This window comes from Pseudomonas sp. Leaf129, from assembly GCF_001423465.1.
Classification (GTDB): Bacteria; Pseudomonadota; Gammaproteobacteria; order Pseudomonadales; family Pseudomonadaceae; genus Aquipseudomonas; species Aquipseudomonas coleopterorum.
In genome coordinates this window covers 1,108,420-1,132,004 of the sequence record NZ_LMOC01000001.1, presented here as the reverse complement: position 1 = coordinate 1,132,004, position 23,585 = coordinate 1,108,420, and the positions used below count along the sequence as shown (strand labels likewise).

At 64.9% G+C, this 23,585-nt stretch carries 21 protein-coding genes; 13 read left to right on the top strand and 8 right to left on the bottom strand.

Translation table 11 applies throughout. The features are described from left to right. Positions 1 to 61: 61 nt before the first annotated feature. The 4 genes from ASF66_RS04820 to ASF66_RS04805 are packed head-to-tail and all read left to right on the top strand — an operon-like array spanning position 62 to position 5,085. A complete protein-coding gene (locus ASF66_RS04820) occupies positions 62 to 1,456 on the top strand; it encodes an undecaprenyl-phosphate glucose phosphotransferase (RefSeq protein WP_056842942.1) in 1,395 nt (464 codons plus the stop codon). Positions 1,457 to 1,470: 14 nt separating this feature from the next. Next, entirely contained in the window at positions 1,471 to 2,829 is a 1,359-nt protein-coding gene (locus tag ASF66_RS04815) for a lipopolysaccharide biosynthesis protein (protein ID WP_056842941.1), read from the top strand. After that, positions 2,826 to 3,773, top strand: coding sequence for a glycosyltransferase family 2 protein (locus ASF66_RS04810; protein WP_056842940.1), 948 nt, complete (start codon positions 2,826 to 2,828; stop codon positions 3,771 to 3,773). The genes ASF66_RS04815 and ASF66_RS04810 overlap by 4 nt, the downstream gene beginning before the upstream one ends. Positions 3,774 to 3,801: 28 nt before the next feature. Next, positions 3,802 to 5,085, top strand: coding sequence for a hypothetical protein (locus ASF66_RS04805; RefSeq protein WP_056842939.1), 1,284 nt, complete (start codon positions 3,802 to 3,804; stop codon positions 5,083 to 5,085). Here ASF66_RS04805 and ASF66_RS04800 read toward each other — a convergent pair. Continuing rightward, positions 5,069 to 6,061: a glycoside hydrolase family 5 protein gene (locus tag ASF66_RS04800; protein ID WP_162240072.1), complete on the bottom strand. Its 993-nt coding sequence runs from the start codon at positions 6,059 to 6,061 to the stop codon at positions 5,069 to 5,071. The genes ASF66_RS04805 and ASF66_RS04800 overlap by 17 nt on opposite strands. 231 nt (positions 6,062 to 6,292) lie before the next feature. Between ASF66_RS04800 and ASF66_RS04795 the strand changes: the two genes are divergently transcribed. Continuing rightward, positions 6,293 to 7,045: a WecB/TagA/CpsF family glycosyltransferase gene (locus ASF66_RS04795; protein WP_056842938.1), complete on the top strand. Its 753-nt coding sequence runs from the start codon at positions 6,293 to 6,295 to the stop codon at positions 7,043 to 7,045. A 72-nt stretch (positions 7,046 to 7,117) separates the two neighbouring features. Here ASF66_RS04795 and ASF66_RS04790 read toward each other — a convergent pair whose 3' ends face one another. The 3 genes from ASF66_RS04790 to ASF66_RS04780 form a co-directional block, all read right to left on the bottom strand. After that, positions 7,118 to 7,330, bottom strand: a complete 213-nt coding sequence (locus ASF66_RS04790) for a hypothetical protein (protein ID WP_056842937.1) — start codon at positions 7,328 to 7,330, stop codon at positions 7,118 to 7,120. A 92-nt stretch (positions 7,331 to 7,422) separates the two neighbouring features. Beyond that, the gene (locus tag ASF66_RS04785; protein ID WP_056842936.1) at positions 7,423 to 8,097 is read right to left on the bottom strand and encodes a hypothetical protein; all 675 of its coding nucleotides are present in this window, start codon (positions 8,095 to 8,097) and stop codon (positions 7,423 to 7,425) included. Positions 8,098 to 8,282: 185 nt separating this feature from the next. Further along, a complete protein-coding gene (locus ASF66_RS04780; protein ID WP_056842935.1) occupies positions 8,283 to 9,059 on the bottom strand; it encodes an IclR family transcriptional regulator in 777 nt (258 codons plus the stop codon). Between the two features lie 83 nt (positions 9,060 to 9,142). Between ASF66_RS04780 and ASF66_RS04775 the strand changes: the two genes are divergently transcribed. The 5 genes from ASF66_RS04775 (at position 9,143) to dld (ending at position 15,272) form a co-directional block, all read left to right on the top strand. Beyond that, a complete protein-coding gene (locus ASF66_RS04775) occupies positions 9,143 to 10,666 on the top strand; it encodes an MFS transporter (RefSeq protein WP_056842934.1) in 1,524 nt (507 codons plus the stop codon). After that, complete coding sequence (locus tag ASF66_RS04770; protein WP_056842933.1) at positions 10,663 to 11,703, top strand: HlyD family secretion protein; 1,041 nt, start codon at positions 10,663 to 10,665, stop codon at positions 11,701 to 11,703. Before ASF66_RS04775 ends, ASF66_RS04770 begins: the two co-directional genes overlap by 4 nt. 1 nt (position 11,704) lies before the next feature. Beyond that, the gene (locus tag ASF66_RS04765) at positions 11,705 to 13,111 is read left to right on the top strand and encodes an efflux transporter outer membrane subunit (RefSeq protein WP_056842932.1); all 1,407 of its coding nucleotides are present in this window, start codon (positions 11,705 to 11,707) and stop codon (positions 13,109 to 13,111) included. Between the two features lie 65 nt (positions 13,112 to 13,176). Beyond that, positions 13,177 to 13,593 (top strand): RidA family protein, encoded by a 417-nt coding sequence (locus ASF66_RS04760; RefSeq protein ID WP_056842931.1) that lies wholly within the window; start codon positions 13,177 to 13,179, stop codon positions 13,591 to 13,593. Then, on the top strand, positions 13,590 to 15,272 hold the full coding sequence (dld, locus tag ASF66_RS04755; protein ID WP_056842930.1) for a D-lactate dehydrogenase: 1,683 nt from the start codon (positions 13,590 to 13,592) through the stop codon (positions 15,270 to 15,272). The genes ASF66_RS04760 and dld overlap by 4 nt, the downstream gene beginning before the upstream one ends. 339 nt (positions 15,273 to 15,611) lie before the next feature. Here the strand turns inward: dld and ASF66_RS04750 are convergent, their stop codons facing one another. From ASF66_RS04750 to ASF66_RS04735, 4 genes are read right to left on the bottom strand one after another with little or no spacing between them, the layout of a single operon-like run. Beyond that, positions 15,612 to 16,022, bottom strand: a complete 411-nt coding sequence (locus ASF66_RS04750) for a PPC domain-containing DNA-binding protein (RefSeq protein ID WP_056842929.1) — start codon at positions 16,020 to 16,022, stop codon at positions 15,612 to 15,614. Beyond that, positions 16,019 to 16,570, bottom strand: coding sequence for a hypothetical protein (locus tag ASF66_RS04745; RefSeq protein WP_056842928.1), 552 nt, complete (start codon positions 16,568 to 16,570; stop codon positions 16,019 to 16,021). The genes ASF66_RS04750 and ASF66_RS04745 overlap by 4 nt, the downstream gene beginning before the upstream one ends. Next, a complete protein-coding gene (locus ASF66_RS04740; RefSeq protein WP_201782760.1) occupies positions 16,570 to 18,147 on the bottom strand; it encodes an acyl-CoA synthetase in 1,578 nt (525 codons plus the stop codon). The genes ASF66_RS04745 and ASF66_RS04740 overlap by 1 nt, the downstream gene beginning before the upstream one ends. Further along, positions 18,144 to 19,313, bottom strand: a complete 1,170-nt coding sequence (locus ASF66_RS04735; protein ID WP_056842927.1) for an acetyl-CoA acetyltransferase — start codon at positions 19,311 to 19,313, stop codon at positions 18,144 to 18,146. The genes ASF66_RS04740 and ASF66_RS04735 overlap by 4 nt, the downstream gene beginning before the upstream one ends. 411 nt (positions 19,314 to 19,724) lie before the next feature. On the opposite strand from ASF66_RS04735, the gene ASF66_RS04730 reads away from it, so the two are divergent. The 3 genes from ASF66_RS04730 to ASF66_RS04720 are packed head-to-tail and all read left to right on the top strand — an operon-like array spanning position 19,725 to position 23,429. Further along, positions 19,725 to 20,756, top strand: a complete 1,032-nt coding sequence (locus ASF66_RS04730) for a TRAP transporter substrate-binding protein (RefSeq protein ID WP_056842926.1) — start codon at positions 19,725 to 19,727, stop codon at positions 20,754 to 20,756. Next, on the top strand, positions 20,753 to 22,636 hold the full coding sequence (locus ASF66_RS04725; protein ID WP_156463132.1) for a TRAP transporter large permease: 1,884 nt from the start codon (positions 20,753 to 20,755) through the stop codon (positions 22,634 to 22,636). The genes ASF66_RS04730 and ASF66_RS04725 overlap by 4 nt, the downstream gene beginning before the upstream one ends. A gap of 13 nt (positions 22,637 to 22,649) precedes the next feature. After that, positions 22,650 to 23,429: an SDR family NAD(P)-dependent oxidoreductase gene (locus ASF66_RS04720; protein WP_056842925.1), complete on the top strand. Its 780-nt coding sequence runs from the start codon at positions 22,650 to 22,652 to the stop codon at positions 23,427 to 23,429. The last annotated feature ends 156 nt before the right edge of the window (positions 23,430 to 23,585 follow it).

Below are 23,585 nucleotides of genomic sequence, written 5' to 3'. Positions count from 1 at the left end.
CGGCTGGCCGCGTTACGGAAAATGCCAATCCACGCCGCATTTGTCTGCTGAGGAAACTTCCATGATTGCGCCTCGCTTGCACCCGATGGTAAACCGCCGGGGCCTGACGTTCTGGACCATGTGGCTCGCGGGTGCCGCTCTGGCATGCGCGCTCACATTCAGTGTGCTGTACGCACACTTCAATGAATTCCCGCCGCAGTACCGCGTGCTGATGATGATCGGGGTGCTTGCCTCGGTTCCGGTCTACAGCTTCCTGCACGTCTACCACAAACGTCTGAACTACCTCAGCGGCCTGCTGCGCCTGCTCGGCGGCTGGCTGACCCTGGTCGCGGCGCTGGCCGTGGTCATCTACCTCAGCGGCAGTCCGCAGAGCCTGGCGCCAGGCATGGCCGTCAAGCTGATCGTCTACGGCTTCCTGGCCCAGGCGGCGACGTTCATTCCCTTGCGCTTCCTGCTCAACCGCCATAATCAGCGGCTCAAGAACGAACGCAAGGCAGTGATCATCGGTGCCGGTGAACTGGCCGGCAAGCTGGCTCGTCAGCTCAAGCCGCGCGTTCCGGTGCTGGGCGTGATCGCACCCGACGCCGAAGTCGATGCCGACTGGGTGCCGGTGCCGGGCGTGCCGCACCTGGGTGGTTTCGACGAGCTGCGCGACATCGTCCAGCGCGAACAGGTGCGCCGGGTTTACATCGCCTTGCCACTGGATCGCATGGTGCAGATCGAATCGATCTACGTCGACCTGCTCGACCTGGCCGTGGACGTGGTCTGGGTGCCGGACTTCGGCAGCATGATGCTGCTCAACCAGTCGATCTCGCAGATCGAACAGTTCCCGGCCATCTACCTCAACGAAACCCCGTTGAGTTCGCACCCGGCCGCCGCCATGGCCAAGGATCTGATCGACCGCAGCCTGGCACTGCTGGCGATCGTGGTCCTGGCACCGGTGCTGATCACCTGCGCGGTGGCGGTGAAGCTGTCCTCGCCAGGCCCGGTGTTCTTCCGCCAGGGGCGCGACGGTTGCAATGGCACCGTGATCCACGTCTTCAAGTTCCGCTCGATGCGCATGCACGACGACCAGGAAGTCAAGCAGGCCACCCGCAACGACTCGCGAGTGACCCGCGTGGGTGCATTCCTGCGTCGCTCGTCGCTGGATGAGCTGCCGCAACTGCTCAACGTGTTGCGTGGCGAAATGGCCCTGGTCGGTCCGCGTCCCCATGCGATCGCCCACAACCATTACTACTGCGACAAGCTGATGGCCTACATGGCGCGTCATCGCATCAAGCCGGGCATCACCGGTCTGGCCCAGGTCAGCGGTTTCCGCGGCGAAACCGACACGCTGGACAAGATGCAGGGGCGCCTGGAGCGTGACCTGGCCTATATCAATCACTGGTCGTTGTGGCTGGACATCAAGATCCTGATCAAGACCCCGTTCACCTTGTTCTCACGGAACATCTATTGAGCCCGGAGGCTGGGATGGAACACGACTTGAGCCAGGGGCCGGCAGCGGCCCCCGGCCTGATCCAGCAGCTGCGCCAGAACCGCATGGTGCGCAACCTGGCGACAGCGCTCGGCGGCTCGGCCGGCGCGCAGCTGATCAACCTGGCGCTGATCCCGGTGATCATGCGGATCTACGGCCCCGAAGCGTTCGGGGTGGTGGGTACCTTCCTCAGCCTGACGATCATCCTGATTCCGGCCTGCAGCCTGACCTGGTCGATGGCCATCGTCCTGCCGCAGCGCCATCGCGACGCCAGCGGGCTGGCCAAGCTGGCGACCGTGGTCGCCTTGCTGGTGTCCCTGCTGGTGGCGGTCGTGCTGTTGTTCTGGGGGCCGATGCTGGCCGAGCGCTGGAACCTGGAACTGCTCACCCCGTACCTGATGCTGCTGCCGCTGGTGATGTTCAGCTCGGCGGTCCTCGAAGTGCTCCAGCAGTGGCTGTATCGCCATGGCCGCTACCGCCTGACCGCCCGCGCGGCCACCAGCCATGCCCTGGTCTACAACGGCATGCGCAGTGTCGGCGGCCTGTTCAACAACAGCGCGACCATGCTGGTGGTGACCAGCGCGCTGTACTACGTGGTGCACAGCCTGCTGATCCTGATCGGCATGGCCATGAGCAAGCCGGCACCGGCCGACGCGACCGAGGCCGACGAGGCCCCGCGCAAGACCCTGCGCCAACTGGCCAGCGAATACCGCGACTTCCCCCTTTTCCGTGCCCCGCAAGTGTTGATCAACGCGCTGTCGGTGCACATGCCCACACTGGTATTGGCCTCGCTCTTCGGCGCCATACCGGCAGGCTATTTCGCCCTGTGCCTGCAAGTGCTGGCCATGCCCAGCAACTTCATCGGCAAAGCCATGGGCAGCGTTTTCTACCCGCGCATCGCCGCTGCCGTGCACGCTCGTGAAGCGGTGGTCGGCCTGCTGCTCAAGGGCGTGGGCGCGATGACCGCGATCGGTGCGTCGGGCTTCCTGATCCTGGTCATCGCCGGGCCGTGGCTGTTCACCCTGGCCTTCGGCGCCCAGTGGCACGAAGCGGGCGAATACGCGCGCTGGCTGGCCCTGGCAGAGCTGGCCCGGTTCGCAGCGATGCCATGCGAGGTCGCCATCCCGGCGTTGCGCCTGCAGGCCTACTTCCTGGGCTTCGAAGTCTTCGCGACTTCGCTACGCTTCGGCGCGGTGGCCATCGGCGCCCTGTGGGGCGGCTCGGCCCTGGCGGTGGTGATCGCTATCGCCGCAGCAAACATTTTCATCTATCTGGCGATGATGTCCATCGTCGTATTCAAGGCGCGTGCCTGGCAGAACCGCCAGAGTGGCACTCTACAGGAGGCTCAAGCATGACCCGATCCAACAACGACGTGTGCGCGATCATCCTCAACTGGAATGGCGCCGATACCACCATCGACTGCATCCGTGCCCTGGACGCCCATTGCCGCGTCCCGGTGGTGGTGATCGACAACGATTCCAAGGACGACAGCGTGTCGCGCCTCAAGCAGTTTCTCAACGACTCGACCGGCCCGGACGTTCAGGTGATCGACGAGCGCGCAGCCGGCAGTTATGACACACCCTACGAGCGGGTGTTGATCATCAACGAAGGCAACCACGGCTACGCCGGCGGCAACAACGTCGGCATCGACTACGCCGTGCGCGCAGGCTATCGCTACATCTGGCTGCTCAACAACGACGTCACCGTCGAGCCCGGCGCCCTGGAAGCACTGCGTGACACCCTGGAACAGTCGCCCAAATGTGGCTTCTCGGCCTCCGTGCTGGTCTACTCGGATCGCCCTCAGGTGGTCCAGTGCGTCGGCGGCGGTACCTTGTTCCCCTGGCTGGGCAAGACCAAGCTGATGGGCAAGAACATGGACCGCGCGCAGTTGGCTACCGCCGGCTTGCCCGAGCCCGACTACCTGATGGGCGCGAGCCTCATGATACGCCGCGAGGTGATCGAAGAGGTCGGCATGATGGACCACCGCTACTTCATGTACTCCGAAGAAGTGGACTGGGAACGTCGTGCCGCCGCCGTGGGCTGGCATGGCCGCGTGGCCCTCGACAGCTTCGCCCGTCATGGCGACAGCGGCAGCACCAAAGGTCGCAGCCACATGTTTCATTACTACCGCAACCGTGCGGCGATCATGTACAACAAGCGCTTCCATTCGACCGCGTGCACCTTCGTCTCGGCGGTCGCCCTGGGCGCGATCACCGTGTTGCAGAACCGCGGCAGTGCCAAGAACATCAAGTTCGGCATCAAGGGCATCACCGAGGGCTTGGCGTTCAAATGGCGCTGAGTGATCTATCGTCCACGAGGTAACGGACATGCTCCAGGCTTTGCTCAATCCACGCACGTTGCTGTGCCTGCTGGTGGTGGTCAACTCCGGCTTTCTTTTCCTGACCGACAACAAGCTGGCAGGCTTGCCATACCTGCGCGAGCTGTACCTGGCTGGCGTGGTTGGCGCGGCCGTGCTGCTGCTGGCCATGTGGCAACGCCCGTGGCAGTCGCGGGCCAGTATGTGGATCCTGTTCATGGGCGTGGCCCTGCCGGTGATGTCGGCACTGTTCTCCTGGTATCACTTCGAGCAGCCACTGTTCTACGGCCTGCTCGAAGAACGCCGCAACTTCCTGTACCTGCTGTTCTTTCCGGCGTTGTACCTGATGCTGAAGGCGCAGCCGACCCAGGAGCAGCTCGAGCGCTGTTTCCTGATCGGCGGCCTGGCATGTGTGGCGGTCGGCTTTCTCTACTACTTCAAGATCGTCCCGGAAAACGCTGCGGTCGCCTTCAACGTCGACGAGAAGGACTACGGCCTCAATCCGCTGCGTCCGGACCGCTTCAGCATCGGCGGCTCCTACGTCTCGCTGTGCGCCATGATGCTGATGTACCGCCTGCGCCGCCGTATCGAGCTGGTACCGGTGCTGTTGCTGGGCCTGTTCGCCGCCTACCTGTGGCTGGTGCTGCAGACACGTAACACCATGCTGGTGTGGACCTTGGCCGCGTTGTGGATCTTCCGCGCGCACCTGCACGTGCTGGTCAAGCTGGGCCTGGCGATCATCGTCGTGGGCGGGGTCGCCTACATGGTCATGCCAGCGCCGTTTGAAGCCCAGTACGAGCGGCTTATGGCCCTGGTGCAGGAAGCGACCGAGCCGGGTGGGGTGCGTGCCGATACCACCGCGATCATCCTGCGCGATACGGCCGCGAACTGGTACGTGGGGATGGGCGCACTGTCGCTGCAGTGGCAGGGTGGTTTCTCGCGCCTGTACAGCTCCTACTTCTACCTGTCCGACGTGGGTGTGCTGGGCGTGATGTACCGCTACGGCTTCATCATGCCGCTGATCATTCTGGTGTATTTCGTCGGATTCTGGAGAATCAGTCGCCAGTGCCGGAACAAAGGTGACCTGCTTGCTGCCTTTGTTCTCGACATGTGCTTCAACCTGATCAATCTGTTCCTGTCGCCGGCCATGATGTATGACGGCAACATCGCAGCGCTCGCGGTTGCGGCATTCGTGTATTACGGGCAGGTGAGGGTGCCGGCTTCGCAATCGGCCGATCGTCCGCTGGGACGACCGGCCGGTACTGCGGGCCTGGCGGTTACGTCGGGCCGATAGCCTTGCACTTCGGCTCTTTGAGGTACCTGCCCATGACTGTCCATTGAGGACGAGGCTGGCCGTTGATCGGCTCGACCGCCATGAAGTAACCACCCCAGTAGGGGCCGCTCGACCAGTAGGTCAGGGGCATGCACTGCAGGGCCAGGTACTTTTGCAGACGCTCGGCCGCGTCCAGCCAGCGTGGGTCGTTGTCAGGGATGCCGAACTCGCCGATGTGGCCTTTCTTGCCGTTGCGCTTGAGCCACTCGACGAAGGGTTTGACCCGGTTCACGGCGATGTCCGGATTCCATGTGCCGGAAATTCGATTCTTGTAGTTACCACTGCCGTCAGGATCGAGGTAGATATGCGCGGAAAAGATCAGCTTGTTGGACGGGTCCTTGAGCTTGAGCAGATCGTTGTTGTAGTTCGGCCAGCGCTCGGCACTGGCCCACGAACGACCCTCGACGTAGATCGGACGGTTCTTGTCGATCGCCCGAATGGCATCGATGCCCGCCTGAGCGGCCGTCGGCCAGATGGCATCGGATTCGTCGTGGGGCTCGTTCATCAGGTCGTAGCCGGCCAGGGCGCTGTAACCGCTCCAGCGGCGCGCTATCTGACTCATGAGGTTCTTGTAGTGATCCACCGTGACGTCCCGGGTCCCGATGATCTTGCCGCGGTAGCGCCCGTAATTGTGCACGTCCAGGATCACTTGCATGTTCGCTTGCGCGGCCTGCACCAGCATCTTGTCGATCAGCTTGGCGTAGACAGGGTCAAGCGGACCCCCCAGCGTAGGCTGCAGTCGCTCCCATTTGAACGGGAAGCGCACGCTTTGTACGCCACGACGCTTCCAGTTGGCAAAGAAGCCTTCGCGCGGGAAGAAATAGTGCGTACCTTCCACGCCCGGAAACACGTTTTCGGAGAACTCGGCCCCCGACACGTTGACCTGTGTCATCGGCACATCCGCGAACGCAGCGCCAGAGCCCAACAGCAACGCCATCGTTGCACTCAACAAAGCGCGACGGGGACGTAACGGGTCGGGCCTGAGCACGAAAGGTACAGCGCGCTCGAACTCTGCACGTGAAAACAACCTTTTGATGTTCATCGGCTAAGCCTATGGATAGAAGACAATCAATTACATGCTTTAGACGAACAAGCCGAATCGTCCAAGCTCCCGCAGCCTTTCTACGGCGCTGCATTAACGCATTCTAGAACTGATAGGACGGCCTGGATGAAAGTTTTTGGGATAGATTTCTACAAAGGTGACCAAAGGGACCTGATCCGTGCCATCAAGGGCGACGTGAACAAGCCTTTTGGTTACGTGGTCACCGCCAACGTCAACCATGTTGTATTGCTCGAAGACAGTCCGCCATTCCGCAATGCCTACGATGGGGCCGCTTATCGGATCTGCGACAGCCGGGTACTGATGCCGGCGCTGCGCAAGTTCGACGCAGGCGTGCCCGAGGCGATTCCCGGCAGCACCCTGACGGTGTCGATGATGGACGAAGCCCAGCGCGAAGGCTGGACAGTGACGGTCGTCGGCTCCACCCCCGATGTGGTGGAAATACTGACCCAGCGCTATCCGGCGGTGACGTTCCTGCACTACAACCCGCCGATGGGCTTCATCGACAACCCCGCGGAAGTGGAGGCCACCTTGCAGTTCGTCGAGCAGCATCGGGCGCAGTTGTTGATCATGTCGGTCGGCTCGCCACGCCAGGAACTGCTGTGCAAGCTGATCGCCGACCGCGGTCGCACCCATGGCGTGGGCCTGTGCACCGGTGCGGCGTTGAACTTCCTGTCGGGCAAGGTCCAGCGTGCGCCGATGTGGGTGCAGAAGCTCTCATTGGAATGGCTGCACCGTATTCTCAGCGAACCGAGCCGCCTGGCCGGACGTTATTGGAACGACGGGCGGCGCATCCTGCCGATCATCCTGCGCCAGCGTTCGCAGCAGCGGCAATATGCGCAGCAGCGCGACAAGCCCTGAACGCCGTACCCCCTGAAAATGACAAAGCCACCCTCGGGTGGCTTTGTCATTCTGGCGTCCTGGCGAACGGGATCAGCGCTTGCCCATGGAGCGGCGAGTGCCGTTCGGGGCGCGGCCTGGGGTCTTGTCATGGTTGGACTTGCCCGCGCCGGGGTAGCTGGCCGCTTGCTTGGTCGCGAACGCGCCGGGCTTGAACGGGAACGTAAAGGCCGGGATCGCTGCCTGGCCATCGACTTCGGCGTCCTGAACGATCGGCTCGGCATCGGGATGTTGATTGGCAGGCATGGTGACTCCGGGGCAGCACGTTGAAAGGGAGCGGCAGTATACCCGAGCCTCCCTTGCAACGCTTGGTGCTGCGTGTGAACCCAGGCCCGCTGCTAGGCCGGGCAGGCGGTGTGGCCGTTGTCCAGGCCTTGCTTGACGTTGCGCGAGAGCAGGCTGGCCTTGCCGTCGTGCCAGGTCAGGGTGAGCACGTAGACCGAATCGAAGTCGTTGGCTGCCCAGTCGTCGGTGATGTTCATTTCCTGGCCCACCGCGCGCCCGGCCACTTCGTTGATCAGCTCGGGCAGGTAGCCATGGGACCAGGCGGTGTAGATGACCGCGTTGTGGTACTTGTCGCGCATCAGCTCCCGGGCCAGATCCTGGGTGTCGTTGGCGCCGTAGTCGATGTTCACCGGCAGGCCGAGCTTGATGGCGCTGGGGCTGATGGTCATGAGCGGACGCAGGTAGCTGTAGGATTCGTCGTTCTCGCCTTCCTCGACGTGCCGGCCGGGGTCGGCGGCGAAGACGTAATCGGCATTGCCGAACCGCTCTGGCAGCAACTCGGCCAGATCCAGCGCGCGGTTGAGACCCTGGCAGTTGAGCTGGCCCAGGCCGCCGGCGGGCTTCTCGGCGTGACGCAGGAACACCAGGGTCTGCGTGCCATCGACGGACTCGGCGCGGCTGTCGCTGATTTCCAGGGCGAGGAAGGAACAGGTACCCGCCAGCAGCAGGGCAGGCAAGGCGTAGGAGTAGCGTTTCAACTGCCGGACGCAGTCGCTCAAGGTTTTCATGGGAAGGGTCTTTAACTCTCGTTGGGTTAGCCGACACACCCGACCGATGCGCGCTGCACGCAGACGCCCGGGTTCTCCCTGTCTTTATTTTGCCTGCCCGTTATCCAGTGGCAGGGACGACTCTCTGAGTGCCATGTTGCCATTTTGTTCACGACTTGCCCGGCTCAAGTTAATGGCATTTTGTTTCAACTTGACGATGGCTCGCTCGCGCGCAGTCCAGCGCTGAGGACGCCGGCCAAGGCCTCGCGGGTATCGAACAGCGCCTCACGAAACAGCACGTGTTGCGCTTCGACTCGCCATACCGGGCCCACCAGTGCCAAGGCGTACTGCCCTTGCGAGGTCTGCAGGGCCACGGCCATGGCACCGACACCCATCATGTGCTCATTGGCGTCGCAGGCATACCCTCGATCGCGGACCTCGGCCAGCTGTTTGAGCAGGCGTGGCAGATCCGGGGTGCTCGGGGTCAGTGGTTCCAACACCGGGCCGAGCAGCTGCATCACAGCCTCGTCGCTCATCTTGGCCAACAGTGCCTTGCCGCCCGAAGTCGCGTAGACACTGAGGAAGCTGCCCGAGGAGGGCGCTACCCGCAAGGGCTGCGGCGACACCACCGAATGCAGCAGCATCAGGTGGGTACCGTTGCGGTTGACCAGCACTGCCGTCTCTCCGGTGCGTTCGGTCAGTGCCTCCATATAAGGACGCACCTGAGTAATCAGGTCGACATGGCTGTTCGACGCCAGGCGCATCAATGCCGGGCCAAGGCACACCCCACCGGCGCCTTGGACCTTGAGCAACTCCTCATGGGCCAGCGCATCGACCAGCCGTTGCACCGTGGAGCGGGGCAGGTCGATGCGCTTGGCGATCGCGCCCAGGCTCAGGCCGTCGGGCTCGCTTTCCAGGCAGCGCAGGATCGCCGCTGCTCGAGAGATGACTTGTATGCCGCTACGGTCGTTGTCGTTGCTCATCCAATTTGCCTTTTGTATCGCTGTTCGGTACAGTGTATCGCAATTATTGATTCATCGTCATTTGCAGCAAGCAGGTTTCATTCGTGTCCCCACCTTCACCTCCGGTCCCGGCGCCGTTCGGCTGGCGCCTGGCCATCGGGCTGGTCGGCGTGCTGATCGCCGCCTTGACCTCCGGCATCAACGACCGCGTCACCGACATCACCTTGGCTGACCTGCTGGGGATCTATGGCTTCGGCCACGACGAAGGCACTTGGATCAGCTCTGCCTACGCGGCGGCCGAGGTGTCGGCGATGCTGTTGGCACCCTGGTTGGCCGTGACTTTTTCGCTGCGGCGCTTCGCCATTGTGGTGACCGTGGCCTTTGCCGGCTTCGGCGCACTGTGCCCGTTCGCCCCCAACCTGGAAAGCCTGCTGCTGTTGCGCGTGCTTCAGGGTCTGGCCGGAGGCGCGCTGCCGCCACTGCTGATGACCGCCGCACTGCGTTTCCTGCCATGGCACATCAAATTGTACGGGCTGTCGGCCTACGCGCTCACCGCGACCTTCGGACCGAACCTGGCCATGCCCCTCGCCGCGCTGTGGACCGAGGGCAGCGACTGGCGCATGGTATTCTGGCAGATCATCCCGGCGTGCCTGATCGGCGCCGCGTGCATCGCCTACGGTCTGCCGCAGGATCCACTGCGTCTGGAGCGCTTCAAGCAGGCCGACTGGCGCGGTGCACTGCTGGGCACGGCCGGCCTGAGCATGCTGATCATTGGCCTGACCCAGGGCGAACGGCTGGACTGGCTGGAGTCGCCCTTGATTGCCTTGCTGCTGATCGGCGCCGGGGTGTGCCTGCCGTTGTTTCTGCTCAACGAATGGTTTCACCCGCTGCCGCTGTTCAAGCTGCAGTTGCTGGGGCGGCGCAATTTCGCCTTCGGCATCACCACGCTGTGCCTGTTCCTGTTCGTCGGCATGGCCGGCAGCGCGATTCCGGCAGGGTACCTGACTCACATTCAGGGCTATCGGCCGTTGCAGACCATGCCCACCGCGTTGTGCATTGCCATCCCGCAGTTGCTCATCGCGCCGCTGGTCGCGTTCGTCATCAACCGCAACTGGGTCGACTCGCGCTACGTGATGGCCGCCGGTTTCGGTCTGCTGACCCTGGCGCTGCTGGGCGGCTCGCAGCTCACCGGCGAATGGATTCGCGATGACTTCTATCTGTTGCAGGCGCTGCACACTTTCGGCCAGCCGATGGTGGTGGTGCCGCTGCTGATGATCGCCACCGGGGTCATCCATCCACTGGAGGGGCCGTTCGCCTCGTCCATGGTCAACACCCTGCGCGGCTTGTCGTCGGTGGTCGCCGGCGTGGTGCTGGAAAACTTCATCACTGCCCGTGAACACCTGCATTCCAACACCTTGCTCGATCAGGTCGGCAACAGCTACCAGAGCCTGTTGCCGCTCTACGGCGAGCCGGCTGCCGAACTGGCCGGCCGCGTTCGCGCCCAGGCCTTCGTGCTCAGCTACAGCGACGCGTTCCTAGCGTTGCTGGCCTTCATCGCCGTGCTGCTGGTGGTGTTGCTGACCCTGCCCAAACGCGCCTATCCACCGCAACCCCCGGTACCGTCATGAAATCTGTCATCAAACATCGCACCGCTGTCTTTCTCGTCGTTGCTGTCATCCTCGTCTGCGCCGCCTATGGCCTCTATCAGGTGCTGCACCGCAGCGGCGTACAGAGCACGGACGACGCCTACATCCGCGCCGACTCGGTGCTGGTGGCGCCGCGGGTGGCCGGGGTGGTCACCGAGGTACTGGTGCAGGACAACCAATCGGTCAAGGCCGGGCAGCTGCTGGCGCGCCTGGACCCGCGCGACTACACGGCCTCGGTGGCGGCGGCCCGGGCCAACGTCGATGCCGCGCAGGCGCAGGTGAAGAACCTGCGTGCCAGCATCGAGCGGCAGGCGGCGGTGATCGACCAAGCCAGCGCGGCCACGCGCGCCACCGCCGCATCCCTGAAGTTCGCCCAGGCCAACGCTCAACGTTACCGTAACCTGTCCCAGGCCGGCGCCGGCACTCAGGAAGAGCGGCAGAAGGCCGAGGCCGAGTTGCAGGGCTGGGAAGCCTCGCGTGACCGTGATGGCGCCTCGCGAGTCGCCGCCCAGCGCACCCTGGATGTGCTCAAGGCCGAACTGGAAGTGGCCGAGGCGGCGGTGGACAAGGATCGCTCGGCGCTGGAACAGGCCGAGCTGAACCTGTCCTACACGCAAATCCTGGCACCGGCCGACGGCATGATCGGCCAGCGCTCGGTGCGTGTCGGTGCCTATGTCGCCCCCGGTCGACCCCTGCTGGCCGTGGTGCCGCTGCACCAGGCGTTCGTGGTGGCCAACTTCCGTGAGACGCAGCTGGCGCACATGCATGCCAATCAGCGCGTGGACATCCATGTCGACAGCATTCCCGACCAGGTCTTTCGCGGCCACATCGACAGCGTCGCGCCGGCCACGGGTCTGTCGTTCGCGCAGATCAGCCCGGACAACGCCACTGGCAACTTCACCAAGGTGGTCCAGCGCATTCCGGTCAAGGTGGTGTTTGAAACCGATCAGCCCCATCTGGACCGGCTGCGCGTTGGCTTGTCGGTGGTTGCGTCGGTCGATACCACCCAGGAGCCCTGAGATGAAACGTGCATTGCTTGCCCTGACCTTGAGCAGCCTGGCCGCGTGCAGCGTCGGGCCGGACTTCCAGCGGCCCGCAGCGGCGCTGCCCGCGCAGTGGCAGGACAGCGCTTGTACGCGCGCCGACGCAGCGCTGGACAGCGCCTGGTGGCAGCAGTTGGGCGACCCGCAATTGACCGCGCTGGTGACCCGCGCCGCCAAGGCCAACCTGGACCTCCGTTCGGCGGCCAACCGCGTGCAGCAAAGCCAGGCCCTGCGCCAGGTCAGCGGCAGCGAGCAGTTGCCGGGGCTCAGCGCGCGCGGTGGCTATCAGCGCGAGCGCAACAGCGCCGAAGGCCTCAACGACCCGTCAGGGCAGAGCGGCCGAGCACCGTTTGAGCTGTGGAGCGGGGCGCTCGACGCCAGCTGGGAGGTCGACCTGTGGGGGCACGTCCAGCGCAGCGTCGAGATGGCCGACGCCGACGTCCAGTTCAGCCAGGCCCAGCGCGACGCGGTCGGTCTGAGCATCGCCGCGCGCACGGCCACCGACTACATCCGCCTGCGTGGCGTGCAGGCACGCCTGGCCGTGGCGCGGGAGAATCTCGAGATCGCCCGGCAGAGCCAGCGCCTGACCCAGACTCGCTACGAGAATGGCGTCACCACCAACCTGGACACCGCCAACGCCGCCGCCCTGGTGGCAACCATCGAAGCCTCGCTGCCCGTGCTGCAGGCGCAGCAGGACCGCTTGATCAATGCGCTGAGCTACCTGCTGGCCGAACCGCCGCGCGCCTTGGCCGACGAACTGCGCACCCCACGCGCCATTCCCGACCCGGCGCCGGACGTGCCCATGGGTCTGCCCTCGGAATTGGCCCAGCGCAGGCCCGACATCCAGCGCAGCGAGGCAGCATTGCACCGGGCCACGGCCGCCATTGGCGTGGCCAAGGCCGATTTCTATCCACGGGTGAGCCTGGGCGCCAGCTTCGGCTTTCAGGCCCTGAATGGCTCCGACCTGGGCGGCTGGGATTCACGCAGTTGGTCGTTCGGCCCCAGCCTGTACCTGCCTATCTTCCAGGGCGGACGCCTGACGGGCACGCTGGAGCTGCGCGAACATCAGCAGCAGGAAGCGGCGCTGGACTACCAACGGGTGGTACTGGCCGCCTGGCACGAGGTCGACGATGCCATGAGCGACTACGCCGCCGAACAGCAGCACCATGCTGCGCTGAGCGAGGCGGTGCGGCAGAACACGGTGGCCCTGGGTACCGCCCGCGACCGCTACAATCAGGGCGCGACCGATTTCATCAACGTGCTCGGTGTGCAGCGTGCGCTGCTGGCCACGCAAAGCCAGCTGGTGGACAGTGCCACTGCCGCGGCGATCGATCGCGTACGTCTGTATCGGGCCCTCGGCGGCGGCTGGCCGAAAGACGCCTGAAGAAGCCGCGATGCGCCTGGCAAGCCGTGCTAGGGTAAGGTCTGTCAGCCAACAGGAGCCTGCCCATGCCCGACCACGTCCCGCTCAAGCTCAGCAATCCCCCCGGCCTGTTCGACCCCGCGCCCTATGGTTACTCCCATGTGGCCGAGGTCGCCAGCGGCAGCAAGTTGTTGTTCATCGCCGGGCAAGGCGGTGAAAGCCTGGACAGCAGCATTTCTGCGGATTTCCAGTTACAGGCCGGGCAGGCCCTGGCCAACCTGCGCACTGCCCTCGGTGCAGCCGGTGCCGACTACGCCCACGTCGCCAAGCTGACCGTGTTGATCGTCGACCACGACCATGAGCGCCTGGCCATCTGGAGCGACACCCTGCGCGAGGCGTGGGGCGATGCCATGACGCCAGCCTGCACCTTGATCCCGGTTCCGCGCCTGGCCCTGGACGGCATGCTCATCGAAGTCGATGCGGTGGCGGTGATGCCGCAATGAGCGAACTGATCAGCGCACTGCGCGACATCGTCGGCGCCAGCCATGTGCTCACCGACTCGGCCGAGACCGAACGCTTTCGTCAGGGTTTCCGCTTCGGCAGCGGCCAGGCACTGGCCGTGGTCCGCCCCGGCTCGCTGCTGGAACAGTGGCAGGTGGTCAAGGCCTGCGTGGCGGCCGATGTGATCGTCATCATGCAGGCGGCCAACACCGGCCTGACCGGAGGTTCCACCCCCGACGGCGGTTACGACCGTGAAGTGGTGATCATCAGCACCTTGCGCATGCGCACGGTGCACGTGATCGAGGAGGGCCGTCAGGTCATCTGCTTCCCCGGCTCGACCCTCGATCAGCTGGAGAAGGTCCTCAAACCCTTGGGCCGCGAGCCCCATTCGGTGATCGGTTCCTCGTGCATCGGCGCGTCGGTGTTCGGCGGCGTCTGCAACAATTCAGGCGGCTCGCTGGTGCGTCGCGGACCGGCCTACACGCAGATGGCGGTGTACGCCCAGCTCGACGCCGATGGCACCTTGCAACTGGTCAACCACCTGGGCGTCGAACTGGGCGATACGCCCGAGCAGATCCTCGGCAACCTGGACGCCCAGCGCTACACCGCCACCGATATCAAGGCCGATGCCGGGCTGGGCTCCGACCATGGCTACGCCGCCTATGTGCGCGAAGTCGACGCGCCCACGCCCGCACGGTTCAATGCCGACCACCAGCGCCTGTACGAGGCCAGCGGCAGTGCCGGCAAGCTGGCGGTGTTCGCCGTACGCCTGGACACCTTCGCCGCCGAGCGCGACACCGGGGTGTTCTACATCGGCAGCAACGACACCGCCGACCTCACCCAGATTCGCCGGCACATGCTCGAACGGTTCGACGAGCTGCCGATTGCCGGCGAGTACATGCACCGCGACGCCTACGACGTGGCCGCCGAATACGGCAAGGACACGTTTCTGATGATCCACCACCTGGGTACCCAGCGCCTGCCCAAGTTGTTCGCCTTGAAGAGCCGCGCCGACACTTTTCTCAAGCGCTTTCCCTGGCTGCGTGCCAACCTCGCCGACCGTGTCCTGCAACTGGCGGCGCGTTGCTTTCCCGAGCACCTGCCGCCGCGTATTCGCGCGTTCCGTCAGCGCTATGAACACTACTTGATGCTCAAGGTGTCCGCCGGCTCGGTGGCGGCGACCCAGAAGCTGCTGGAAGAGCTGTTCGCCGGACGTGACGGTGATTTCTTCCGGTGCACCGCAGAGGAGGGCAGCAAGGCCTTCCTGCATCGCTTCGCTGCCGCCGGTGCCGCGGTGCGCTACCGCGCCGTGCACGATCGGGAGGTGGAGGACATCGTGGCGCTGGACATCGCCCTGGCGCGCAATGATCGCCAGTGGTTCGAGACGCTGCCCGCCGACATCGATCAGCAGATGATCGTCAAGCTCTACTATGGGCATTTCTTCTGCCACGTGTTCCACCAGGACTACATCCTGCGCAAGGGCAGCGATTGTCTGGCGGTGGAGCATCGCATGTGGGCGCTGCTCGACGAGCGCGGCGCAGAGTATCCGGCCGAGCACAACGTCGGCCATCTGTACCCGGCCAAGCCGGCGCTCAAGGCCTTCTATCAGCAACTGGACCCATGCAACGCCTTCAATCCGGGTGTCGGCCAGACCTCCAAGTGCCGCCACTGGCACGAGTGACCGCGGCGYCCCCTYCGCGGGYAGAGCCCGCTTCCACAGGATCACCACTGTTTCTTGTCCAGGGGGTTGCCGCCGTCTCTTGTGGGAGCGGGCTCTGCCCGCGAAGGGCTCGACGCGGTGCATCTGGTMGACYGCGGCGTCCCCTYCGCGGGYAGARCCCGCTCCCACAGGTTCACTACTGTTTCCTGTCCAGGGGGTTGCCGCCGTCTCTTGTGGGAGCGGGCTCTGCCCGCGAAGAGCTCGACGCGGTGCATCTGGTCGACCGCGGCGTCCCCTTCGCGGGCAGAGCCCGCTCCCACAGGTTCACTACTGTTTCTTGTGCAGAGGGTTGCCGCCGATTCAGTCGGGCAGCCATTCCTGGAGGGTCAGTTCCACGGTGATGAACGACAGGTTGCGGCCGCGCTCCAGGCGTCCGGCAAAGATGTTGCCGTTGGCGTCGGCCACCACGGCCTGCAGCCGGCTCTCACCGATGACGATCTCGCCACTGATGCTCAAAATCTCCACGCCGGGCCCGGGCACGGTCAGGGTCTTCATGCCCTGCCGGCCCAGATAGCCCAGCTGTGCGTCGATCAGGCTGCCCAGCCCGCCGCGAATCACGGCCAGCTCGATGCCGTGACTGGCACACAAGGCTTCGGCGCTTTCGACGATGTCTTCGTTGGGCTTGAGCCGCGCCACCACCAGACGCCCCAGGCGACCGGTCTGAACGGTTGAGTCGGACAGGTCGGGTTCGAGTACGGCGCTGGCGTTCATGAAGCCTCCTGGTCGATCGGGTGCAATAGGCTGAAATGGGTTTCGGCATCGGGTTGCGATTGATAAGCGACGTGATCGAACAGGCACAGGCGGATCACCAGGTTTTCACTGCCGACCACCAGCCTGTCGAGCAGCAGATGGCCGCCGTGCTGCTGGCCATCGCGATCCAGAAAACCGGCGTGGCAGTGCAGCAATGGCTTGTTCTGCGCATCCCGGCCCACGGTGATGGCACCGCTGATGAAGGTGATGTAGCCGTCCAGCACCACCGGGGCGCCGTAGTCGTAGGGTCGCTCCGGCTTGTCGGTGACCACCATGCGGTGGTAGCTCAGGTGCGCCGCGCCACCACACAGGATGCGGCCCACGGCGCTGCCGTACCGACGCCCCTGCAGGGCTTGCAGTACGCCTGCGCCGACGTTGCACGCCAGCGGCAGCACCAGGCGCAGTTCTTCACCCTGGGCCACGCTGCGGTCCAGACGCCGCGGCTGCTGGGCCGGCCCGCCATGGACGAAGACCCGCACGCCGCCGCGCTCCTCGAAATGGGGATTCATCAGGCGACCTCCTCGCGTTCCTGCAGCAACGTGCGGATCTGCTTCTTGACGATTTTGCCGTAGCCGGACTTGGGCATGGCGTCCCAGCGCACGAAGCGCTTGGGCCACTTGTAGCGGGCCAGGCGCGGCTCCAGGTGGGCCAGCAACTGCTCGTCACTGACCTGGCCGGTGGTGACGATCACCGCGCAGCCGCACTCACCCCATTTCTCGTCCGGCATGCCCAGCACCGCCACTTCGTTGACCGCCGGGTGGGTGAGCAGCGCTTCCTCGACCTCGCGCGGGTACACGTTGGAGCCGCCAGAGATGTACATGTCCGAGGCGCGGCCGGTGATGAACAGATACCCCTGTTCGTCGACATGGCCCAGGTCGCCGGTGTGGAACCAGCCGTGCTTGAAGCAGCTGGCATTGGCCGTCGGGTTGTTGTAGTACCCGCTGAACACGGCCGGTCCGCGCACGCAGATCTCGCCGTCCTCCCCGGTGGCCAACTCGTTGCCAGCGTCGTCCAGAATGGCCACCTGCATGCCCGTGCGCGGATAGCCGCAACTGCCGACCTTGGCGGCGGGCGAGTCTTCGGCGTCGTGGCAATCGGCGGGCAGCACGGTGATGTTGCCGGTGACTTCGCCCAGGCCGTAATACTGCACCAGCACCTTGCCCAGCTTGCGCAGGGCGTGGCATTGATCGGCGCGGTACATCGGCGCGCCGGCGTAGATCACATGGCGCAGGCTGCTGTGGTCGTAGCGGTCGACAGCAGGGTCTTCGGTGAGCATCTTGACGATGGTCGGCACGGTGAACAGGTTGTCGACGCGGTGTTCCTGCACCAGGCGCCAGGCTTCGTCGCAGTCCAGCCGGTCGCTGGCCGGCAGCACGCAGGCGGCGCCACGCGCCACGTTGACCAGCGCGTGGATGCCGGCCCCGTGAGACAGCGGCGCCAGCACCAGCGAGCGCGAATGCTGGGAGAGCCCCGGCATCAGGTCGGCGATGTGGTTGTTGATGACGAAGGCCATCTGCCCGTGGGTGAGTACGCCTGCCTTGGGATGACCGGTGGTGCCTGAGGTGTAGAAGAACCACAGCGGGTCATGGTAGTTGACGTCGGCGGCGCGGAACGTGCTGGCATGTGGCGCGCCTTCGTCGAGCAATTGCCTATAGCTCAGTTCGCCCGCGCGCGGCTCGCCGATGGCGATCACCTGCACCAGCGCCGGCGACTCGGCGCGCACCGCATCCACGTAGTGCGCCAGCCCCTCGTCGTAGAGCATCGCCACCGCACCGCTGGAACTGCCCAGGTAGGCGGCCTCCGGCGGGGTAATGCGCACGTTGGTCGGCACCCACACCGCGCCCAGGCGAAACGCCACCCAGGCGCTCTCGAACAGCGGCAGGTTGTTGCGCGAATGCACCAGCAGCCTGTCGCCCTTGCCCAGCCCACGCGCGCGCAGCGCCGCGGCGACGCTGTCGACACGTTGCGAAATGCTGCGCCAGGTGTGCACCTGCTCGCCGCGAATGAAACCCGGCGCGTCGGGGTAGCGCCGGGCGATCTGGTTGAGCAGTTCGCCCAGGTTCATCACGTTGTCGATGCCGGTCATTGCACGCGCTCCAGAATGCTCACGTAGTTGGTCACCGCCGCGCCGCCCATGTTGAAGACGCCGGCGCGATCGGCCTTGGCCAATTGCATGTCGCCGGCCTGGCCGCTGAGCTGCATGGCCGCCATCACGTGCATCGACACCCCGGTGGCACCGATCGGGTGGCCCTTGGACTTGAGCCCGCCGGACGGGTTGACCGGTAGGCGACCGTCCTTGCGGCTGATGCCTTCGGCAATCACCCGCGCGCCCTGGCCACGCTCGGCCAGGCCCATGGCCTCGTACTCCAGCAGCTCGGCAATGGTGAAGCAGTCATGGGTTTCCACCAGCGACAGATCAGCCAGGCTCAGCCCTGCGGTGTCCAGCGCCTGTTGCCAGGCCCGCGCGGCGCCTTCGAACACCGTCGGGTCGCGGCGCGACAGCGGCAGGTAGTCGTTGACCTGCACCGCCGCCCTGAAGCTGATCGCCTGGCCCCGGCCGGGCGCGTGGTCGTCGCGGCTGATCACCAGCGCGGCGGCGCCGTCGGTGATCAGCGAGCAGTCGGTGCGCTTGAGCGGTCCGGCCACGAACGGGTTCTTCGCCGACGGCTCGCGACAGAAGTCGTAGCCCAGGTCGCGGCGCATGTGCGCGTAGGGGTTCAGTGCGCCGTTGGCGTGGTTTTTCGCGGCGATCATCGCCAGCGCGTCGGACTGGTCGCCGTAGCGCTCGAAGTAGGTCTGGGCGATGGTGCCGAACACCCCGGCGAAGCCACCTTCGATCTGCGCTTCCTCCTTGGCGTAGCAGCACTTGAGCAGGATCTTGCCGACCTCGTCGGTGGGCAGCGTGTTCATCTTCTCGAAGCCCACCACCAGAGCGTGCCGAGCCTGCCCCGAGAGCACCGCCTGCAGCGCCGAGTGGATGGCTGCCGAGCCGGTGGAGCAGGCGTTTTCCAGGCGTACCGACGGGGTGAAGCGCAGCGCCGGAATGTGATTGGCGAGCAGCGCGGAAGGAAAGTCCTGATACAGGAAGCCGGCATTGAAATGGCCGACGTGGACCGAATCGATCTGCTCGGCGTCCAGCCCGGCATGTTCGAGCGCGCCCACGGCCGCATCGGCCATCATCTGCTCGGGATCGAGCTGGTCGAATTTGCCGAAGGGGGAGTGGTACCAACCGCTGATGACTGGCGAACCCATGAGGTGTGTCCTCGATTGAAGGCTTGTTGATGTTGTTTGCCAAGGGCGATAGCAAGAGCGGTGCCAAGGCCTTGAAACGCCAGCCGGCGGCGGGCTGGCTGTTACCCAGCAGACGTCGGGTGTCGCCCCAGGTGTCGCTTCGTCGGTGCTGGGCGACACCTGAGGGAGACACCTGTTACATCGAGCCGGGCAGGGCTTGGCGCCTGACATCTGCGGATACATTCACATCGGTACGAGTTTGTTCAGACAAAACAGCAGCTTGCTGTCCCCTTCACGCCGATGGGCACGGTTTTTCCACGGGTCGGGCAGGGGTGGCACCCGATTTGCTTTCTCACCGATACCCCAGCGCCTGCCCCGGCAGCCCGGTGAATGAAAGCTGGTCAATAAAAACAAGAAGGTCAGGAGAGCTACATGAGTGATTTCTCGCGCCGCCGTTTCATCAAGACCGCCACCCTCGCATCGGCGGCCGTCGCCGCCACGGGGCTGGGCTTGTTCAGCCCACGCAGCGAGGCGGCGGATTTCAGGCTCAAGTTCGCCAACAACCTGCCCATGATTCACCCGATGAACGTGCGGGCGCGGGAAATGGCCAAGGCCATCAAGGAAGAAACCAACGGCGCGGTGCAGATCCAGGTGTTCCCCAGCAGCCAGCTGGGCAGCGACACCGATACCCTGGCTCAGGTGCGTTCCGGCGCGGTGGACCTGTTCGCGTTGTCGCCGGTCATCCTCGGTACCCTGGTGCCTTCGGTGCAGATCAGCGCCGTGGGTTTTGCCTTCAAGGACTACGATCAGGTCTGGAGCGCGATGGACGGCGACCTGGGCGCCCATGTACGCACCGAGATCGCCAAGACCGAAACCCTGTTCGCCTTCGACAAGATGTGGGACAACGGCTTTCGCGTCACCACCACCAGCACACGCCCGGTGCTCAAGCCTGAAGACCTGGTCGGCATGAAGCTGCGCGTGCCGCCCAGTCCGATCATCATGTCGATCTTCAAGGCATTCGAGGCAGCGCCCACCAGCATCAATTTCGCCGAAGTGTATTCGGCCCTGCAGACGCGCATCGTCGAAGGTCAGGAAAACCCGCTGACCCTGGTGTCGTCGGCCAAACTCTATGAAGTGCAGAAGTACTGCTCGCTGACCAACCATGTGTGGGACGGCTTCTGGATGCTGGGTAACAGCAAGTCGTTCGCCCGCCTACCGGCCGACGTGCAGGCGGTAGTGCGCAAGCACATCGATGCCGCGGTCATGGGCCAGCGCGCCGACCTGGCCGCCTTGCAGGGCAGCATCCGCGACACCCTCAAGGAAAAAGGCCTGGAGCTGGCCGACACCGAGCCGCAGGCGTTCCGCGAGAAGCTGCGCAGCGCCAACTATTACGCCGACTGGCACGAGAAGTTCGGTGAGGCCGCCTGGGCCATCCTCGAAAAATACTCCGGGAAGCTGGCATGATGAGCGCCGAGGCGATGCCGGCCGAAACCGTTGCCATGCGCCTGCCGGCCCGGGCGCTGACCTGCCTCAACCGCTGCGCCATGCGCGTGGTCGAGGTGCTTGCCGTGGCCTTGATGCTGGTGGAAACCTGCGTGCTGCTCGCCGGCGTCGTCTCGCGCTACGTGTTTCACAACCCGCTGGTGTGGACTGACGAGCTGGCCTCGTCGCTGTTCATCTGGCTGGCGATGTTCGGCGCCGTGCTAGCGCTCGATCGGGGCGAGCACATGCGCATGTCGGCGCTGGTCAACAAGCTGCCCCCGGCCTGGCGCGGTTTCAGCGAAACCCTGTCGGCGCTCATCGTGGTGCTGTTCGTGGCCATGATCATCACCCCGGCGATGGTCCACTCCCACGAGCAGATGGCGATCACCACGCCGGCCCTGGGCATTCCCGACGGCGTGCGTGCCGCCGCACTGCCGGTCGGCGCCATGCTCATGCTGCTGGCGGCGGTCGCGCGCATGGCCCGCTATTCCACCCTGCGCCAGTTCGTGGCCGGCGTAGCCGTGGTCGCCGTGGTGGGCGGTACGCTGTGGCTGGCCCAGCCGCTGCTCGCCGAGATCGGCAACTACAACCTGGTGGTGTTCTTCCTGGTGCTGCTGGGTGCCTGCGTGTTCGGTGGCATCCCGATCGCGTTCGCCTTCGGCACCGCCACCATGGCCTACCTGGCCCTGGCCACCCATGCTCCGTTATCCATCGTCGTCGGACGCATGGACGAGGGCATGTCGCACATGGTGCTGCTCGCCGTACCGCTGTTCGTCCTGCTGGGCGTGGTGCTGCAGCTGTCGGGCATGGCCCGCACGCTGATCGACTTCATGGCCTCGCTGCTGGGGCATGTGCGCGGCGGTCTGCAATACGTGCTGCTCGGCGCCATGTTCCTGGTGTCGGGGATTTCGGGCTCCAAGGTGGCCGACATGGCCGCGGTAGCACCGGCACTGTTTCCGGAAATGAAGAAGCGCGGGTCCGAGCCCGAAGAGCTGGCCGCCTTGCTGGCTGCCACCGGGGCGATGACCGAAACCATTCCGCCGAGCCTGGTGCTGATCACCATCGGCGCCGTGTGCAGCGTCTCGATCACCGCGCTGTTCATCGGCGGCCTGATGCCGGCGGTGGTGGCCACCGTGGTCATCGCCATCGTCTGCTGGTGGCGCTCGCGCAAGGAAGCCGTGCCCACCGTCAAGCGGGCGCCGATGTCGGTGGTGGCGAAGACCTTCATGGTCGCGCTGCCGGCCCTGGCCTTGCCATTGCTGATCCGCGTGGCGGTGCTCGAAGGTGCGGCCACGGCTACCGAAGTCTCGACCATCGGCGTGGCCTATGTGGTGCTGGTGGGCTTGGTGATGCACCTGTTCATGCGCCACATCGAGTTCCGCAAGGTCTACCCGATGATGATCGAGGCCGCGGCGCTGTCCGGGGCGATCCTGTTGATCATCGGCATGGCTTCGGCCATGGCCTGGGCGCTGACCCAGTCGGGGTTCTCGGCCAATCTGGTCGACCTGATCAGCGAAATTCCGGGCGGCGCCATCGGCTTCATGTTCGTCACCATCGTGACCTTCCTGATTCTGGGCAGCGTGCTCGAAGGCATTCCAGCCATCGTGCTGTTCGGCCCGCTGATGTTCCCGCTCGCCGAAATGCTCGGCATCCATCCGGTGCACTACGCCATGGTGGTCATCCTGGCCATGGGCATCGGCCTGTTCGCGCCGCCCCTGGGCGTGGGTTTCTACGCCGCCTGTGCGATCAGCAAGACACCGTCCGACCATGTTATCCGCCGCGTCTGGGGGTACCTGGCGGCATTGGTGGTGGCGCTGGTCATCGTTGCCTGTTTCCCGTGGATTTCCATCGGTTTCCTTTAAGAGAGTTCTGGTCATGAGCCAAACAGTCAGACAGCTTCCCAGCAAGAGCGGCGAGGGCCGGGTGGCCTTCATCACCGGCGCGGCCATGGGCATCGGCGCGGCGATCGCCCAGCGCCTGGGCGAGGACGGTCACAGTGTGGTGGTGGCCGACATCAACCGCGGCGCCGCCGAAGAAATGGTCGCCGGTTTGCACGCCCAGGGTATCGAAGCGCGGGCGGTGGTGATCGATATCGGTGATGCGCAGTCGATCGCCGAGGTATTCGCCGGTCTGTCGCGCTGCGACGTGCTGGTGAACAATGCCGGTATCGCCAGGACCCAGGCCTTTCTGGACTGCGACCTGGCCGATTGGCAGAGAGTGTTGAACATCAACGTGACCGGCGCGCTGTTGTGCGGTCAACAAGCGGCGCGCCTGATGAAGGAGCAGGGCTGGGGGCGGATCATCAACGTCGCGTCCATCAGCGGCATGCGCGCGAGCACGGGCCGGACTGCCTATGGCACGTCGAAGGCAGCGGTGATTGGTCTGACCCGGCAGATGGCGGTCGAACTGGCCGAGTATGGCATCACCGTCAATGGCATCGCGCCCGGGCCGGTCGACACCCCGTTGACCCAGCGCCTGCACTCCAGCGCCACCCGCGACTCCTATGCCCGCGCCGTCCCCATGCGCCGCTACGGCACCCCGGCGGAAATGGCCGGCGCGGTGGCCTTCCTCGCCTCCGACGATGCTTCCTACATCAGCGGTCATGTCATCCCGGTGGATGGCGGCTACATGGCGTCCGGCATTCTGGAAATCTGAGCGCCCAGCCATAAACAATGCGGTGTGTCAGGCATACCCCGTCAACCCTTCGCGGCCACAGACCGCTCCTACGGCCGGTCACACACTGCGGTCGATCACCATCCCACTGTAGGAGCGGTCATCGGCCGAGAAAGGGGCACTTCGATATACCGGACA